Here is an 18,135-nt window from a genome sequence, read left to right as displayed (position 1 = left end):
CAGTATTTTTTGCTTTCGCTTTTACTGTCTCAAGGGCTGCGTATACTACGCTACACCTTTTTATTCGTCAAGATCTTTTTTCAAATTTTTTGATCCTGCTCACTAACCTCTTGTTCCGCCTGCTTTCGCTGACGTCGTGTCAGTGGATGCGCATTATAGGCACTTCATTTTTTTTTACAAGCAAAAAAAGCAGATCTTTGCTCCGTTCGAGTAAGGTTTAAACACGCTAAATATTAATGTATTGATATTTATTAAGTTTATATTTAGTTAATTTGTCAGTTAATTTTTCAACATATTGGTTATAGTTGGTACTCATTACAATATTTTCCTTAGCACTCTTGTTTTCTGCATTTAAATCAAATTGTTCGTTAAGTAAATTATAGACACGAGTAGCAATAGCATTTCCTGAATCAATAAATGTCGCATTAGGAAAAATTATTTGTAACTCTTCTTTGATAAATGGATAGTGAGTACAACCTAATACAATAGTATCTGGTATAACAGGTTCAGAAAGCCACGGCGCAAGTAAAGTTTGTAATTGATTTATATCGACAGTAACACCTTGCAATTTATTTTCTGCAATAAATGCAAGCTCAGATAAGCCAAGTAGTTTAACTGTACAGTCCTTTGCAAATTCTTGAATGAGATTTGTTGTATAAGCGCGTTCAATGGTTGCCTTTGTTGCCAGCAGTCCGATACATTTGTTTTGGGTAATTTGGCAAGCTGGTTTAATAGCGGGAACAACACCTACAATAGGAAAAGAAAATTTGGATCTTAAACTCGGTAAACAGATAGTACTTGCTGTATTACATGCAATAACAGCTATGTCAATTAAATAATGTTTCGAAATATGTCCAATAATTGACGTGACCCTATCAATAAGAAATTCGGATGACTTATCGCCGTAAGGAAACATTTCATTATCAAATGCATAAATGTAATGTAGATTAGGCATCTTCTTGTAAATGGCGTCATATACCGATAATCCACCAATACCGGAATCAAATACTAGCACTGTAGGAGTTGTATTTTTTATTTTCATATTTCTGTAGATGTTTAGCTAATTGATAGGTAAAAACGCAAACTATCGTAAATTGATTAAAAATTAATGCAAGTTATTTTATTACCTGTCATTGAAGAAAATGACACTATTAGAAAAATTTTTTAACTAGACGTCTAGATGGTAAAACTGCTAAAATGAGCGCTATTTTGAATTTATATGTTATTCGTACGAATAAATTTAAGAAGGTATTGAATGTCAGAATTTCTATTCACTTCTGAATCAGTTTCAGAAGGTCATCCAGATAAAATTGCCGATCAAATCTCAGATGCGGTACTTGATGCTATTTTAAAGCAAGATCCTAAAGCTCGTGTTGCATGTGAAACCTATGTAAAAACAGGTATGGCACTTGTTGGTGGCGAGATTACAACCTCAGCATGGGTAGATATAGAAGAGTTAACCCGAAAAACAATTAGTGATATTGGATATACCAGTTCAGAAATGGGATTTGATGCTAATTCTTGTGCTGTTTTAAATGCAATTGGAAAACAATCACCCGATATTAACCAAGGTGTAGATCGTGAAGATCCTTTACAGCAAGGAGCAGGTGATCAGGGGATAATGTTTGGCTACGCAACCAATGAAATGCCAAACTTTATGCCAGCAGCAATCAGTTATGCTCATGAGCTTATGCATCGCCAAGCTGAAGTTAGAAAGAAAGGAATACTTCCATGGTTAAGACCTGATGCCAAAAGCCAAGTAACATTAATTTATGAAAATGGCATAATTAAAGGTGTTGATACGATTGTTTTATCCACTCAACATGCAGAAGATATTGAACAAAATGCATTACATGAAGCGGTAATGGAGGAGATCATCAAACCAACCTTACCAGCTGAGTGGTTAACTTCCCGAACTAAATATTTCATCAATCCAACTGGGCGTTTTGTTATTGGCGGACCTATGGGGGATTGTGGGTTAACCGGACGTAAAATAATTGTGGATACTTATGGTGGAGCAGCTCGTCATGGTGGTGGGGCTTTTTCTGGTAAAGATCCATCAAAAGTTGACCGTTCGGCTGCTTATGCTGCTCGTTATGTTGCAAAAAATATTGTTGCTGCTGGATTAGCTGATAGATGTGAATTACAACTATCTTATGCAATTGGTATTGCTAATCCGACTTCAATTTATGTTAATACATTTGGCACGGAAAAAATTGCGCATGATAAAATTGTTGCATTAATTAAGGAATTTTTTGATTTAAGACCTTATGGACTGATTAAAATGCTAAATTTAATTCAACCAATTTATCAAAAAACAGCAAGTTATGGTCACTTTGGACGAGATATTTTTCCTTGGGAACAAACAGATAAAGCGGCTCAATTACGAGATGCAGCAGGACTTTAAACGTATCCCCATAAATTTGCACAACCAAGTTATAGCTTGCCTAAGAAAATACTTAGCGCAAGCTAATCAATTGCTAAATATGCAATTTACCGAACCTAAAATAATTTATAAACCTAAAGGAAGTGTGGCAGGAAGTGCTTTTCTAATGCGTTGGGAAATCCAATTGAATTCAACAATGCTTGCCGACAATGGACAAGTATTTATTGAAGAAGTTGTGCCCCATGAGTTAGCGCACCTAATTGTTTTTAAAAAATTTGGCAACGTAAAGCCTCATGGCAAAGAATGGCAATATGTTATGTCAAATATCCTAGGTAAAATGCCTAAAACAACTCATAATTTCGATGTTAAACGAGACTTTTTTTTATACTATTGTGAGTATCAGGAGCATCAATTAACAAAGATTAGACACAATAAAGTTCAGCACAATAATATAAATTATTTATGTCGCAAATGTGGTACACAACTTAAACAAAAAATGTTGTCCTAAATGTGAGATGACGAGCACACGTTACCTATAATCTCTTGCCATATACACTTTAAGGCTACAAAGTTGAAAAAATCCCTTTCTGACTTATAATACTCATTCTCCTTATATTTAGGTTACACCGATATCGCAAAATATAGTTTATATGGCTATCAATTTCTGATGATAACATCAGTATTCAACTTTAATTGAAAATTAATGAAAATGACTTGCCTACTTTATTAAGCTTTATCTATTTCACATGCAAAATAATAAACAAATGAGGCTAAATTTTTAATGTTAAGTTATCGTCATAGCTACCATGCAGGTAATCATGCAGATGTTTTAAAACATATTGTATTAACACTATGTATTGAATCGTTAAAGGAAAAAGAAAAACCTTTTTTATATCTGGATACTCACAGTGGTGCGGGGCGATATTTATTAAAAAGTGAACATGCTGAGAAAACGGGAGAATATTTATCTGGGATTAATTTATTATGGCAACAACCGGATCTTCCAAAACAACTTGATACTTATCTATCAATTCTTCAGCGCTACAATCCATTTGATACTTTAAAGTATTATCCTGGTTCACCGCTCATTGCTAAACAGCTACTTCGGGAACAAGATAAACTTAATCTTACCGAATTACATCCAACCGACTATCCTTTTTTAAGGCAGGAATTTAATAAGGATAAACGCGCAAGAGTATTACGTGAAGATGGCTTTGCACAATTAAAATCAAAATTACCTCCCGAATCACGCCGAGGACTGATATTAATTGATCCTTCATATGAGATCAAAGATGATTATCAAAAAATTCCAACGGCGATAAATGAAGCGTATAAACGTTTTGCGACTGGTGTTTATCTTATCTGGTATCCTGTCGTATCACGAACACAGACCCAAAGGATGATTGATGGAATTGTAAATTTAGGAATTAAGCGAATTTCACAGTTTGAGCTTGCTCTAAAACCTGACAATAATCAGAAAGGAATGACAGCATCCGGTATGATTGTAATTAATCCGCCTTGGAAGCTACATGAGCAAATGCAATCGATCATGCCATGGTTAAAAGAGAAGCTGGATACAGAAAAAACAGGCAACTTCACCATTAAAGAGCTAGTATCGGAATAAAAAAGAATGAAATGCGAGTATTTCACTCGCACTATTATCATTCAAATTGTCAATGAGTTAGAAAGAATTTAGGGAAAAAAGTGGCAGGAAAATAAGTAAATCCATAAAATTACCGTTAATAATAACGATAAAAACACGGCTGCAGATCCATAATCCTTAGCACGACCCGATAACTCGTGTCTTTCACTACCGATTCTATCTACCACACATTCAATGGCACTGTTGATAAGCTCAACAATCATCACAACACCAATAGAACCTAATAATAAAATACGTTCATATATCGTGAAATCAATTAGCATGACCACAATATAAGCCACAATCAACAACAATAATTCTTGACGAAATGCGGTTTCATATTTGATCGCTGATTTAAACCCTTTAAAAGAGTACTTTGTTGCATTAATTATACGTTTTAAACCCGTCTTTTTTTCCATAATAATAGTATTCCAATAAGGCTATCTTGCATAACCATAGTTCATAAGGCGTTGAAATCTTCTTTCAAGCAGTACGGATAAATCCATTTCTTCAAGTTCATTAAGATCATTAATTAACTGTTTTTTCAAAGAATCGGATACCGCAAAATAATCACGATGAGCACCACCTAGTGGTTCAGGAATTATTGAATCAATTAGATCTAATTTAAGTAATTTATCAGCTGTCATATTCATTGCTTCAGCAGCAACAGGAGCTTTATCAGCACTTTTCCACAAAATAGATGCACACCCTTCAGGAGAAATAACCGAATAAGTACTGTACTGCAACATGTTCACTTTATCAGCAACACCAATCGCGAGTGCTCCACCAGAACCGCCTTCACCAATAACAGTACAAATAGTTGGAACGTTAAGACGAGACATTTCGCGTAAATTTCTAGCTATTGCTTCAGCTTGTCCTCGCTCTTCGGCACCAATACCAGGATATGCTCCCGGCGTATCAATAAAAGTAATAATAGGTAATTTAAAACGTTCAGCTAATTGCATTAAACGTAATGCTTTTCGATAACCTTCAGGTGCAGGCATACCAAAGTTACGATATATTTTCTGTTTTGTTTCACGACCTTTTTGATGACCAATTACCATAACTGGTCGATCATCAATACGAGCAATACCACCGACGATTGCTTTATCATCAGCATAAGCACGATCACCTGCTAACTCATCAAAATCAGTAAAAATTTCTTTGATATAATCTAGTGTATAGGGTCTATTTGGATGTCTGGCTAATTGTGCGATTTCCCATGGAGATAAATTTGCAAATATTTTTTTTGTTAACTCTCGACTTTTTTTATTTAGTTGTTTAATCTCTTTGTCTAAATTGATATCTAATTCAACTTGTTGTGAATCAATATTCTTTAAGGAATTAATTTTTGCTTCTAATTCCGCTATCGGCTTTTCAAATTCCAAAAAATTGTTCATAACGCTTATGATTGCCTCTTAATTTATTTTGTATTTGTAATAAATACATTATTTAATATAGTATAAAGACTAATTCTTAAAATAAAATTAAGTCAATTTTACTATGTAATACTAATTAAAGTCATCTACATTTATCATGTTATCGACTGGGATATAAAAAAGAACAACTTATTTTTATCCTTAAATGTAGATTTGCTATATTCCTATATTTTACTTAATAGGAATAATTTTATACTAATTTACTAAAATTCAAATTCAATACGATCATTACCTAGCAAGGTTTTAAGCTCTACAATCAAAGCATCCTCAGGAATAACTCGCCAAGTTGTACCGAATTGTATTCTAACGATCGAGTCATCCCTATGATAGTAAAGATTTACAGGTACACTACCATGTCGATAGGGTTCAAATAGTTGTTGTAGACGCTGCAACATTGCTCTATCAGCTTCACTGTCAGTTAATGTCACCGCCAAACCTTTAACATACTTCGCTCGGGCATCCTTCAAGTCGACCATATCACGTACCGTCATTTTGAATCCACCATTAAAATCATCATGACTGACTTGACCGGTGACTATCAAAATTTTATCTTTAACCAATAAATGCTCAAATTTTTCCAGTGCATCAGTAAAAAGCATACCGTCAATACGACCTGAGCGATCATCCAACGTAAATAAACCGATTTTGTTTCCTTTTTTAGTAATGCGAACTCTAGCATCAACAACAATACCAGCAAAAGTGGCCATTTTTCCCCAACCCGTTGGAGAAGCTTCACTTATCCGTAAACCTCCAGCATAACGATTTAACTCCTTCAGGTATTGTGTAACCGGATGCCCCGTTAAATAAAGCCCTAAAGTATCACGTTCACCATCAAGCAAAACTTGTTCTGGCAGTTCTGGAACAGCTGCATAAGCATGTTCAACTTGTTCTGGTTCTTCAGCTAATACACCAAACATATCTTCTTGACCAATATCTTGTGCTTTAGCATATTGATCCGCCGCTTGCATAGCGTCGTTAATACTATTTAAAATCGCTGCTCGATGTGGACCTAATTTATCAAAAGCGCCAGCCATGGTGAGTTTTTCTAAAACACGACGGTTAATTTTTTTCATATCTGTTCGTGCACATAATTCAAAAATATTTTTGAAATATCCACCACTATTGCGCGCTTCAACTATCGCCTCAATCGGACCTTCGCCCACACCTTTTATTGCACCAATACCGTAAACAATTTCACCTTTTTCATTCACATGAAAATGATACAACCCACTGTTAATATCCGGTGGATTAATTTTGAGTCCCATACGTAGGCATTCATCGACCAGACCAACGATTTTATCGGTATTGTCCATATCAGCCGTCATAACTGCAGCCATAAACTCTGCAGGATAGTGTGTTTTTAGCCAGAGAGTTTGATAAGAAACAAGTGCATAAGCAGCCGAATGCGATTTGTTAAAACCATAACCTGCGAATTTTTCAACTAAATCAAAAATCCGCATAGCCAGTTCTCCATCTACGCCCTGCTTTTCAGCGCCTTCTTTAAATACAGAACGTTGCTTAGCCATTTCTTCTGGCTTTTTCTTACCCATAGCTCGACGTAATAAATCCGCACCACCTAAGGTATAACCAGATAACGTTTGTGCTATTTGCATGACCTGTTCTTGATAGAGAATAATGCCATAAGTTGGTTCTAATATAGGCTTCAAGGATTCGTGCTGATGATTAATATCGGGATAAGACACCTCTTCACGACCATGTTTACGATCGATAAAATTATCCACCATTCCTGATTGTAGAGGCCCTGGTCGGAATAATGCGACTAATGCAATCATATCTTCAAAGCAGTCGGGCTTTAAACGTCTTATGAGATCTTTCATACCACGCGATTCAAGCTGGAAAACAGCAGTCGTTTCTGCATTTAACAGTAAATCAAACGATTTCTGATCATCAAGCGGAATGCGTGTAATATCAACCGCTTCCAGACCTTCTCTTGCCTGACGCTCATTAATCATTTTGATTGCCCAATCAATAATGGTTAACGTACGTAATCCTAAAAAGTCGAATTTGACCAGTCCTGCATATTCAACATCATTTTTATCAAATTGTGTAACGGGATGATGACCTTCAGAATCACAATAGATAGGCGAAAAATCTGTAATTTTAGTTGGTGAAATCACGACCCCACCGGCGTGTTTACCGGCGTTTCGAGTCACCCCTTCTAATTGTCTGGCAATATCAATTAATGATTTTACATCTTCATTATTGTCATAAATTTCTTGCAATTGAGGCTCGAGTTCAAACGCTTTTGCAAGGGTCATTCCGGGGTCAAGAGGTATGAGCTTTGCGATACGATCAACAAATCCATAAGGGTGTCCCAGCACTCGTCCCACATCGCGTATAACGGCTTTAGCAGCCATTGTACCAAATGTAATAATTTGTGAAACTGCATCTCGACCGTACATGTCAGCAACATGATCAATCACTAAATCACGTTTTTCCATACAGAAATCAACATCAAAATCTGGCATTGATACCCGTTCAGGATTTAAAAAACGTTCAAAAAGTAAGTCAAAGGCTAACGGATCCAAATCCGTTATTTTCAGTGCATAAGCAACAAGAGAACCAGCCCCTGAACCACGACCCGGACCGACAGGAATATCATTATCTTTAGACCATTGAATAAATTCCATAACGATCAGGAAATAGCCAGGAAACCCCATTTGGTTGATTACGTTTAATTCGGTTTCTAAACGTTCATCATATTCTGGTCGTTTTTGTTGTCTAACGTTAGGATCAGGAAATAAAAGTTCTAATCTTTCTTCCAAACCTTCACGTGATTTATGAACTAAAAAATCTTCTGTAGACATATTCCCTGTTGGGAACTTAGGTAAAAAATACTCTCCTAATCGAATCGACACATTACAACGTTTGGCTATTTCAACACTATTTTCTAATGCTTCTGGAATGTCAGAAAACAGTTCGCACATTTCTTGTTCTGAACGTAAATATTGTTCAGCTGAGTAGTGTTTGGGTCTATTAGGATCTTCAAGGGTATTACCATCGTGAATAGCAACCCGAATTTCGTGAGCTTCAAAATCAGAAGGAACCAAAAATCTTACATCATTAGTTGCCACAACAGGTAACGCATATTGTTCTGCAAGTTTAACCGCACTATGAATAAATAGTTCTTCATTAACACGTTTGGTACGTACTAATTCAAAGTAAAAATGATCTGGAAAGTTTTCACAATAAAATTGAATAGCATTATCAATAATTGATTGATTATTGCGAATGATTCCGATACCAATATCACTTTCACGACCTGCTAAAACAATTAATCCAGATCGATACTCTGTTAACCATTCTTGATCAACAACCGGAATATCACCGATGTAACCTCTTTCATAAGCTTTGGAAATCAGTAAGGTAAGATTTTTATATCCATCATTATTGGCTGCAAGTAAAGTTAACCGAAAAATATCATCTGGCATTTGTGGATTTTTTATAGCAAGATCAGCACCAATGATAGGTTTGATGCCTTTTGACATTGCTGTGCCATAAAATTTTACAAGACCACATAAATTAGTAAAATCGGTAATCGCAAAGGCTGGCATCTGTAACTTGCTCACCTCATTTACTAATGTGCCTACTTTCGCAATTCCGTCAACCATAGAAAAATCGCTATGCAAATGGAGATGAATAAATTGTGGTTCTGCCATAATTTCCAGTAATGATAATGCTTTAAAATTTATATAAGATTATAACACAAGCTATATAAATATTCTTATTCTCTTTGTCGATAAGATTTAACACATCTAAAATAATTTTCAGGAAGGCTTTCGTCGATAATAAAAATTACCGACGAATAATTTCAGAATAAGAAATTAGATTTTTTTGAATAACACTGAACCATTCGTTCCACCGAAACCAAACGAGTTACACAGTGCATACTCTAAATTCTTAACTTGACGAGCTGTATGAGGAACATAATCGAGATCACATCCTTCATCAGGATTATCTAAATTAATTGTTGGCGGTACAGCTTGATCACGTAATGCAAGTACAGTAAAGATTGATTCAACAGCACCAGCTGCACCCAGTAAATGACCAATCATTGATTTTGTTGAACTGACCATTACTTTGCTTGAATTTTCTTTGAAAATACTTTTTACTGCTTGAGTTTCAGCTTTATCACCGGCAGGAGTCGATGTCCCATGCGCATTGATATAACCAACTTGTTCAGGTGTAATACCTGCGTCACGAATTGCACATTTCATCGCTAAAGCTGCACCACTACCATCTTCTGGAGGTGAAGTCATATGGTAAGCATCGCCGCTCATTCCAAAACCGACAACTTCAGCATAAATTTTAGCACCACGTTTTTTAGCATGCTCATACTCTTCTAAAAACATGATTCCTGCACCGTCGCCAAGTACAAAACCATCACGGTCTTTATCCCAAGGTCGACTCGCCGCTTTAGGATTGTCATTATTGGTTGATAATGCACGTGCTGCACCAAAACCACCAATACCAAGCGGTGTACTCGCTTTTTCGCCACCACCGGCAAGCATGCCGTCTGCATCACCATAAGCAATCATTCTTGCTGCATGTCCGATATTATGAACGCCAGAAGAACAAGCGGTAGCTATAGTAATACTCGGTCCTTTTAATCCATAAATAATGGATAAATGACCAGCAATCATATTAACGATGGTTGATGGAACAAAAAATGGGCTAATTTTACGTGGTCCGCCATTAATTAGCGCACTGTGATTTTCCTCAATTAATCCAAGTCCACCAATACCTGAACCAATAGCGCAGCCAATACGTTCTGAATTTTCTTCCGTAATTTCGATGCCAGCATCTTGCATTGCTTGAATACCAGCGGCTATGCCATATTGGATAAAATAATCCATTTTACGTGCATCTTTACGTGAAATATTATAATCTTCGCCATTAAAGTTTTTAACCATCGCTGCGAAGCGCGTTGCAAAAGGGGCTGTATCAAAATGTTCGATGAGTTCAACACCACTTTGACCTGCTAATAAAGCTTGCCATGTGGATTCAACTGTATTACCAACTGGAGATATCATGCCCATTCCAGTAACAACAACTCTGCGTTTAGACACATTGTCCTCCAGAAAAGGATTGAGATGAAATTTGAATCAATGAAATTTTTACTTTGAGTTTTCTAATAATAAACATCAAGTTGATATACTTCAACAAGTTAAAGACATAAATATAAACTAGGCGATCAGTTGACCGCCTATTATGAAAACTCAGCTAAAATTATTGATTTGCAGTAATATAATCAATTGCTGATTGAACAGTTGTGATTTTTTCAGCTTCTTCGTCAGGAATTTCTGTATCGAATTCTTCTTCTAAAGCCATAACTAGTTCAACAGTATCAAGAGAGTCAGCGCCAAGATCTTCTACAAAAGAAGATTCATTTTTTACTTCGTCTTCTTTCACACCAAGTTGCTCAACAATAATACTTTTAACTCGCTCTTCAATAGTGCTCATACTCTTTTTTTTCCTATAAAAATCGCCGAAAGTGGCGGTGAATGTAAGTTTATAAAATGTTGAAAAAGATGCAAATCATTTTTCAACCCAATTGCTTAATTTTTGTTCGAATCGTCAAAATATTAACTTATTTTACACTATTCCAATCAATTACACCATATACATGCCACCATTGACATGCAAAGTTTCACCCGTGATGTAAGAAGCTTCATCAGATGCCAAAAATGCCACAGCACTTGCAATTTCAGCGGGTTCACCTAAACGCCCTGTAGGGACTTGTGCTAATGTTAACGCTTTCTGATCATCAGTAAGTGCTTCTGTCATATCTGTTGCGATAAAGCCTGGCGCAACAACATTGACTGTAATTCCTCGTGATGCTACTTCACGAGCTAATGATTTACTAAAACCAATTAAACCTGCTTTTGCTGCCGCATAATTCGCTTGACCGGCGTTACCCATCGTTCCCACAACTGAACCGATAGTAATAATTCTGCCATAACGCTTTTTCATCATAGTTCGCATTAAGGCTTTTGAGAGACGAAACACAGAAGTTAAATTGGTATTCAAAATATCTTGCCATTCATCTTCTTTCATTCTCATTAATAAATTATCACGGGTAATACCTGCATTATTAACCAAAATATCAATATCACCAAATTTCGTTTTAATTGCACCAATAACCGATTCAATTGATGCTTCATCTGTCACATTCAAAGCATAACCTTTACCGTGTGAGCCTAAATATTGGCTTATTGCTTCAGCACCTTTTTCCGTTGTTGCTGTACCAATAACTGTTGCACCACATGCAACTAATTTTTCTGCAATCGCTTTACCTATTCCGCGGCTGGCACCTGTAACTAAAGCAATTTTTCCTGATAGGTTCATAACTACCTCTTTTAAATTTTTATTTAGTATTTTCTAACGCAACATCTAATGAAGCTTTATCATTGACTGCACAAGCAGACAATGAATCAACAATACGTTTAGTCAATCCTGTTAATACTTTACCTGGTCCCATTTCAACTAAAAGGGTTATACCTTGTTTTGCCATTTCTTCAACTGTTTCAGTCCATCGAACAGAACTATAAAGCTGAGCAATAAGCGCTGCTTTAATTTGATCTGCAGATGATTCAACTTTAACATCGACATTATTAATTACTGCAAATTTTGGCGTATTAAAAGTAATGTTTTCTAATGCTATTGCTAATTTATCTGCTGCCGGTTTCATCAATGCACAATGTGAAGGAACACTCACGGCAAGAGGTAATGCACGTTTAGCACCTGCTTCTTTACATAAAGCACCAGCACGTTCAACCGCTTCTTTATTACCAGCAATAACAACTTGACCCGGTGAGTTGAAATTAACAGGTGCAACAATTTGACCTTGAGCGGCTTGTTCACATGCTTTACGAATTGATTCATTATCAAGTCCAATGATTGCATACATTGCGCCTGTACCTGTTGGTACGGCTTCTTGCATAAGTTGTCCGCGTAGTTCGACTAATTTGATAGCATCTTTAAAATCAATAACACCTGCACAAACTAATGCTGAATATTCACCTAAACTATGGCCTGCCATAAAATCTGGTTGTGCACCATTTATACTCTGCCATACCCGATAAATTGCTACAGATGCAGCAAGTAACGCAGGTTGTGTTTGCCAAGTTTTATTTAATTCTTCTACTGGACCGTCTTGTACAAGTGTCCATAAGTCATAGCCTAATACCTGTGAAGCTTCATCAAAAGTTGATTTCACAATTGGATAATTATCAGCAAGATCTCTTAGCATACCTACCGCTTGTGAACCTTGTCCTGGAAATACCATTGCAAATTTGGTCATTTTAAAATCCTTGATCACTTAAAATAATTGATTAGTTAAAATCTAATGAGCGCAGAGCCCCATACAAAACCGCCACCAAATGCCTCTAATAGAATTAATTGGCCACGTTGAATGCGTCCATCTCGGACACCTGCATCTAATGCACAAGGTACCGATGCAGCTGAAGTATTTCCTTGTTTATCCAACGTTACAATGACTTTACTCATATCCATATCTAATCGTTTAGCTGTCGCTGAAATAATTCTTAAATTTGCTTGGTGAGGCACCAACCAATCTAAATCGGCTTTATTAAAAGCATTTTCAGTTAAAAGCTCATCAACTAAATTTGAGAGTTCTTTAACTGCTATTTTAAACACTTCATTACCATGCATCGTCATATAAACAGGATCATTCATATCACGGCGATCAACATAAGGATATTTTAATAGATCCCCGTAACGTCCATCGGCATGTAAATGTGAAGCAATAATACCAGGCTCTTCAGATGCGCCTATAACAACAGCACCTGCTCCATCACCAAAAATAATAATAGTGCCACGATCATCCGGATCAACACCACGTGTTAACATGTCAGACCCCACTACTAAAGCATATTTGATCGCACCACTTTTTACATATTTATCCGCAATATCTAACGCATAAACAAATCCTGAACATGCAGCCGAAACATCAAAGGCAATCACATCACCTATTTCAAGTTTAGCTTGTAGTTCAGTTGCAGAACTTGGAAAAGCATTCACTGAAGTTGCTGTTGCAACAATGATCAAACCGATATCATTTTTATCGATACCTGCCATTTCAATAGCATTAATTGCCGCTTCATAGGCCATTGTTGTTACAGTTTCATCTGGAGCGGCAATACGCCTTTCTTTGATGCCAGTGCGTGTCGTAATCCATTCATCACTAGTATCAACCATTTTTTCAAGATCTGCGTTGGTTCGTATCTGTTTTGGAAGATAACTTCCTGTTCCTAATATCTTTGTATACATCTAATTATTCGCTCTTAGGTAGTGCGGAAGAAAGACTGGTTGCAATCTTCTCTGGTATATTTGTTTGTATAGCCAAAATAGCTTGTTCTATTGCTGCAAAAAAAGATTTTTGATTGGCACTACCGTGACTTTTAATCACAATACTTTGAAGTCCAAGTAAACAGGCTCCATTATATCGCCCAGGATCCAAATAACAAAAATTTTTTGCAATCTTTCTTTGTATCCATTTGCTCAGTAATTTCATTAAAAATGAATTATGATTTAAGGATAATTTGAGCGAAGACATAAAAATTTTGATTAAGCCTTCTACCGTTTTTAATGTTACATTACCCACAAATCCATCACAGACTAATACATCGGTTTTACCAGTTAAAAGATCATTGCCTTCTAAATAACCGATATAATTAATTTGTTCATTCGATTTTAAAACTGCCGCTGCTGCACGAATTTTATCTAATCCTTTAATATCCTCTTCACCAATGTTAAGTAATGCAACTCGTGGAGTTTCGATCTTAAGTACGGTTTTGGCAAGAATCTCACCCATTATCGCAAATTGTACTAACATATCACTATCACATTCAGCATTAGCGCCAAGATCCAAAACGACTGTATCATGATTATTTAATGCTGGTATAGTCGCAACCAGAGCGGGACGGTCAATACCGGTTAGAGAATGTAATAATAGTTTAGATAACCCCATCAAAGCGCCCGTATTACCCGCACTAACACATGCCTGAGCAGAGTTATCTTTGACAAGTTCCAATGCGATTCTCATTGAAGAGCCTTGACTATGACGAATTGCGTAAGAGGGTTTCATGTCATTCGTAATCACAGTGGTTGATTCTATCAATACCAATCGACCATCATTTTGATACTGTGCAATAAGTTTGGTGTTTTCTTTAGACAAAAAGGAGCATATTTCTGTTAGATTACCTACCAGAAAAATGGAAAGATTTGGATAACGATTTAATGCTTGTATTGCAGCAGGAACAACAATACGAGGACCGAAGTCCCCGCTCATAGCATCTAACGCGATGGTTAGATTATCCAAAATGTCACCTGAGGATTTCTAAATTCGCAGTAATTATTTAGAAATCACTTTACGACCACGATAATAACCATCAGCGGTTACGTGATGACGTAAATGTGTTTTACCTGATTCATCAACTGAGATATTAGCAACAGTTAATGCATCATGTGAACGACGCATACCACGTTTTGCACGAGTTTTACGATTCTGTTGAACAGCCATGGATTTACCCCTTATTCTTTAAACTAACTAAAATTGCAAATGGATTTGGCTTTTCATTCTCTTTTGGAATATCACCAAATACCATATCTGCCTCTGACACTTCGCAGTGTTTACTATCATGTACCGGCGCAATTGGTAACGAGAGAATAATTTCGTCCTCAAGTAACGCTAATATATCCACTTCACCGAACTCGTTCATCAGAACAGGTTCATAATGTTCCGGTAGTGTCTCTGCTTGAGCATCGCTCTTTACAGGACTAAATTTATTCATCACATGAATTTCAGTGATAAAAGGTTTAAAACAACGTTGGCAAATCAGTTCCAACGTTATCTTCGCATCAATGTTGATAACACAGAGTTTTTGCTCATCATAATCAAAAGATAAGCGGCACTCGATATCACTTTTTGGACTTTCAATCCTTGTTGCACTTTTTGCTGGATAATATCCAACATAATCAAGTCGTTTCTGTGCAGCTTTAATAGGATCGATCGTTAATGGCAATTTATTTTGCATAAAATATGCACATCTACCTTAAAAAATTATTCAGTGTAGCTAAAAACTACACGATGCCGTAAGGCGCGCATATTACCTTTAAATCAAGGTTTCGTCAATGGGATCGTAGAAGATAATTTGTTTTAGTCGTTGATTATTGGCTTGATATTTTTATTACTCCATTATTTCAATAATATAAAAAACATCAAATTTGAAATTTTTATTTGATAATTATAAGCCAATTTTAACAAACTAATTAAAACGATTTCTAATCAATCTACCAGCTACCAGAAGCGCCACCACCACCACTACGACCACCTCCGCCACCGCTAAATCCTCCTGAGCCGCCTCCAAACCCACCACCGCCAAAACCTCCTCCACGGAATCCGCCGCCACCTGAACCACTGCTACCATTTATTCGTAAAAATCCACTCGCAATCGTACTCATGACAAACGCCAAGAATAGTAAGATAAAAGCAATGGATATAGAATGACCATTCCATAAGGTAAACCCACCTACTGATAATCCATTAAGTAGCCCAGTACCCAAATTTCGACTGGCAGAGCGTTTAGACGATCCTAGCGGAATAATACTATTGATAACAAAGCAAATGAAAAAAGAGACCAAACCATAATTAAATAATTTAGCACCAAATTCACCAGCAAGAAGCGTACCAATATCGGATTCATTGCTATTTTCATTACCTAGAGGTTCTGAGTTATCTATTTTTTGTTTCAAAACGGATATAGCATTTTTGATACCTTGATAATAGTTATTTTGTTTGAATTCCGGTGTTAATTGTTCACGTATAATATGGCTAGCAATTAAATCGGTTATGGTTCCCTCTAACCCATAACCAACTTCAATATGCATACGTCTATCGTCTTTAGCGATTAATAATAAAATACCATTATCTTGTCCTTTTTTTCCTATTCCCCATTGAGCAAAAACTCGAGTTGCACATTGTTCAATGGTTTCATCTTCAAGTTTTGCAATCATTAATATGATAATTTGAGCACCGTCAGTTCTTGGTTTTTCAAATTCAATTAGACTCGATTCTAAATCATCAATTTGTGATGGTGTCAGTGTATTTGTCGTATCAATCACCCGCCGGGTAAATTGTGGAATTTCAGTCAGCCCAAAACAAAACCAACTGAATATTAACAATAAGCTAACTGGAAAGTATCTCTTCATTATATTCACTACCCAAAATTAACTGCAGGTGCATTAGAAATCTGTTTTTCATTTTCAACACTAAACTGTTGTTTTGGTTTTACACCTAAAACATCTGCTACCCATTTTGTGGGTAATTGACGGATATAAATATTGAAATTTTGCACTGCTTCAATATAGCGTCCTCGAGCAACAGCAATACGGTTCTCAGTACCTTCAAGTTGGCTCATTAAATCTTGATATAGTGTATTAGCTTTAAGCTCTGGATAATTTTCACTGACTGCTATCAAACGACTTAATGCAGAACTCAATTCAGATTGAGCTTGTTGAAATTTAGAAAATAAAGTAGGATCGGTAAGTTGATCTGCGTTTAATTGTATTGAACCAACTTTGGCTCGGGCGTCAGTGACTTGTGTAAACACTTCTTTCTCGTGTGTCGCATACCCTTTAACAGTATTAACCAAATTAGGGACTAAATCTGCTCGACGTTTATACTGGTTAATAACTTCTGACCATGAAGCTGCCACTTTTTCATCTTGGGTTTGGATACTATTGTAGTTTTTAAAAAAAATGAATCCGGCAACAATAAGTAACGCAATAATGAGTAACACAAGTTTTGATTTCATCGTAAACCCCTTATAAAATTGTCTAATTAATAGGTAATGTAGAAAAACACAACTAATTGAAACCATTAACAATTAAACTAAGGACATCAAAATATAGATCAATATATGAAATGAGCACTGAATATCATTAATATATAAACATGAATTAAATCAGAACCAAAAAAGAACACTATAAGTAATAAAGAAAAGATAGTCAGGAAAAAAGTAATTCAATGTGGATTAGCTTAATTTTTCATTGGTTTTGTATTTTTTAGAATAAATATACGCTAATCACACCAATATTTTTATAATAGTTAGATTGTATTATAGCCATTTTTATAAACTTTGCGAAGTATAATCATAACTTATTATTTAATTCCTTATGTCACTATTAGATTATTGCTCACATAACCTTAATGAATTAATGATGAATCGGAATATTAGATTTTTGTTTGTTTCATCAAATTTATTATTTTAGTAAAACATCAAAACATTCTAATTGTGCCGGTTCAAAATAGATATCACTATTATTCGGTCGATTATTCGTATTACGATGAGTGTGTTTGAAGTGATCTGAGTTTACCCAAGCTTCAAAATCAGCCTTAGATTCCCACTCGGCAAATGAAGAAAATAAAGTATAATCCTGCTCAGTTTTTCCTTGTAGAAAGTAAAAGCGATTAAATCCTTTCATCTCTTTCAAATGACTATCACGATTACGCCATATGTCAATAAAAGTCTCTTCACTACCTCGTTTTATTTTAAAACGGTTCATAACAATATACATATAAAACTCCTTTCATTTCATTTGAGATAAAAAAATAGCACGTGCAA

18 protein-coding genes are annotated in these 18,135 nt (G+C 35.9%); 3 read left to right on the top strand and 15 right to left on the bottom strand.

Annotation, left to right across the window (positions count from 1 at the left end; genetic code table 11):
* Positions 1-226: 226 nt before the first annotated feature.
* The gene (murI, locus tag J3U36_RS08590; RefSeq protein WP_267380152.1) at positions 227-1,042 is read right to left on the bottom strand and encodes a glutamate racemase; all 816 of its coding nucleotides are present in this window, start codon (positions 1,040-1,042) and stop codon (positions 227-229) included.
* Positions 1,043-1,255: 213 nt separating this feature from the next.
* Between murI and metK the strand changes: the two genes are divergently transcribed.
* The 3 genes from metK (at position 1,256) to J3U36_RS08575 (ending at position 4,010) form a co-directional block, all read left to right on the top strand.
* Positions 1,256-2,407 carry a methionine adenosyltransferase gene (metK, locus tag J3U36_RS08585; protein ID WP_267352161.1) on the top strand — a complete coding sequence of 384 codons (1,152 nt, stop codon included), beginning with the start codon at positions 1,256-1,258 and terminating at the stop codon, positions 2,405-2,407.
* Complete coding sequence (locus tag J3U36_RS08580) at positions 2,391-2,894, top strand: SprT family zinc-dependent metalloprotease (RefSeq protein ID WP_267380153.1); 504 nt, start codon at positions 2,391-2,393, stop codon at positions 2,892-2,894. The genes metK and J3U36_RS08580 overlap by 17 nt, the downstream gene beginning before the upstream one ends.
* A gap of 273 nt (positions 2,895-3,167) precedes the next feature.
* A complete protein-coding gene (locus J3U36_RS08575) occupies positions 3,168-4,010 on the top strand; it encodes a 23S rRNA (adenine(2030)-N(6))-methyltransferase RlmJ (protein WP_267380154.1) in 843 nt (280 codons plus the stop codon).
* A 68-nt stretch (positions 4,011-4,078) separates the two neighbouring features.
* Here the strand turns inward: J3U36_RS08575 and J3U36_RS08570 are convergent, their stop codons facing one another.
* The 14 genes from J3U36_RS08570 to J3U36_RS08505 all read right to left on the bottom strand — a co-directional run bounded on the left by J3U36_RS08570 (position 4,079) and on the right by J3U36_RS08505 (position 18,088).
* On the bottom strand, positions 4,079-4,447 hold the full coding sequence (locus J3U36_RS08570; RefSeq protein WP_065559732.1) for a diacylglycerol kinase: 369 nt from the start codon (positions 4,445-4,447) through the stop codon (positions 4,079-4,081).
* Between the two features lie 21 nt (positions 4,448-4,468).
* Entirely contained in the window at positions 4,469-5,428 is a 960-nt protein-coding gene (gene accA, locus J3U36_RS08565) for an acetyl-CoA carboxylase carboxyl transferase subunit alpha (RefSeq protein WP_267352158.1), read from the bottom strand.
* Positions 5,429-5,670: 242 nt separating this feature from the next.
* Entirely contained in the window at positions 5,671-9,147 is a 3,477-nt protein-coding gene (gene dnaE, locus J3U36_RS08560) for a DNA polymerase III subunit alpha (RefSeq protein WP_267360807.1), read from the bottom strand.
* Positions 9,148-9,312: 165 nt separating this feature from the next.
* Complete coding sequence (gene fabF, locus J3U36_RS08555; RefSeq protein ID WP_065559735.1) at positions 9,313-10,557, bottom strand: beta-ketoacyl-ACP synthase II; 1,245 nt, start codon at positions 10,555-10,557, stop codon at positions 9,313-9,315.
* Positions 10,558-10,717: 160 nt separating this feature from the next.
* Entirely contained in the window at positions 10,718-10,951 is a 234-nt protein-coding gene (acpP, locus tag J3U36_RS08550) for an acyl carrier protein (RefSeq protein WP_065559736.1), read from the bottom strand.
* Positions 10,952-11,101: 150 nt separating this feature from the next.
* Entirely contained in the window at positions 11,102-11,836 is a 735-nt protein-coding gene (gene fabG / locus J3U36_RS08545) for a 3-oxoacyl-ACP reductase FabG (RefSeq protein WP_267380155.1), read from the bottom strand.
* A gap of 19 nt (positions 11,837-11,855) precedes the next feature.
* Positions 11,856-12,791 carry an ACP S-malonyltransferase gene (gene fabD, locus J3U36_RS08540; protein ID WP_267380156.1) on the bottom strand — a complete coding sequence of 312 codons (936 nt, stop codon included), beginning with the start codon at positions 12,789-12,791 and terminating at the stop codon, positions 11,856-11,858.
* A 35-nt stretch (positions 12,792-12,826) separates the two neighbouring features.
* On the bottom strand, positions 12,827-13,780 hold the full coding sequence (locus tag J3U36_RS08535; RefSeq protein ID WP_267380157.1) for a beta-ketoacyl-ACP synthase III: 954 nt from the start codon (positions 13,778-13,780) through the stop codon (positions 12,827-12,829).
* A 4-nt stretch (positions 13,781-13,784) separates the two neighbouring features.
* Positions 13,785-14,831 (bottom strand): phosphate acyltransferase PlsX, encoded by a 1,047-nt coding sequence (gene plsX, locus J3U36_RS08530; RefSeq protein WP_267380158.1) that lies wholly within the window; start codon positions 14,829-14,831, stop codon positions 13,785-13,787.
* Positions 14,832-14,864: 33 nt separating this feature from the next.
* Entirely contained in the window at positions 14,865-15,032 is a 168-nt protein-coding gene (gene rpmF / locus J3U36_RS08525) for a 50S ribosomal protein L32 (RefSeq protein ID WP_025316508.1), read from the bottom strand.
* A gap of 4 nt (positions 15,033-15,036) precedes the next feature.
* Positions 15,037-15,546: a 23S rRNA accumulation protein YceD gene (gene yceD, locus J3U36_RS08520; RefSeq protein WP_267352151.1), complete on the bottom strand. Its 510-nt coding sequence runs from the start codon at positions 15,544-15,546 to the stop codon at positions 15,037-15,039.
* Positions 15,547-15,802: 256 nt separating this feature from the next.
* The gene (locus J3U36_RS08515; protein WP_220215978.1) at positions 15,803-16,720 is read right to left on the bottom strand and encodes a TPM domain-containing protein; all 918 of its coding nucleotides are present in this window, start codon (positions 16,718-16,720) and stop codon (positions 15,803-15,805) included.
* Between the two features lie 8 nt (positions 16,721-16,728).
* Positions 16,729-17,325: a LemA family protein gene (locus tag J3U36_RS08510; RefSeq protein WP_267352149.1), complete on the bottom strand. Its 597-nt coding sequence runs from the start codon at positions 17,323-17,325 to the stop codon at positions 16,729-16,731.
* A 448-nt stretch (positions 17,326-17,773) separates the two neighbouring features.
* Positions 17,774-18,088 carry an antibiotic biosynthesis monooxygenase family protein gene (locus J3U36_RS08505; protein ID WP_065559744.1) on the bottom strand — a complete coding sequence of 105 codons (315 nt, stop codon included), beginning with the start codon at positions 18,086-18,088 and terminating at the stop codon, positions 17,774-17,776.
* Positions 18,089-18,135: the final 47 nt, after the last annotated feature.

This window comes from Gilliamella sp. B3817, from assembly GCF_026536705.1.
In the GTDB taxonomy this organism is placed as follows: domain Bacteria; phylum Pseudomonadota; class Gammaproteobacteria; order Enterobacterales; family Orbaceae; genus Gilliamella; species Gilliamella apicola_I.
This window is presented reverse-complemented; position numbering and strand designations above follow the sequence as displayed.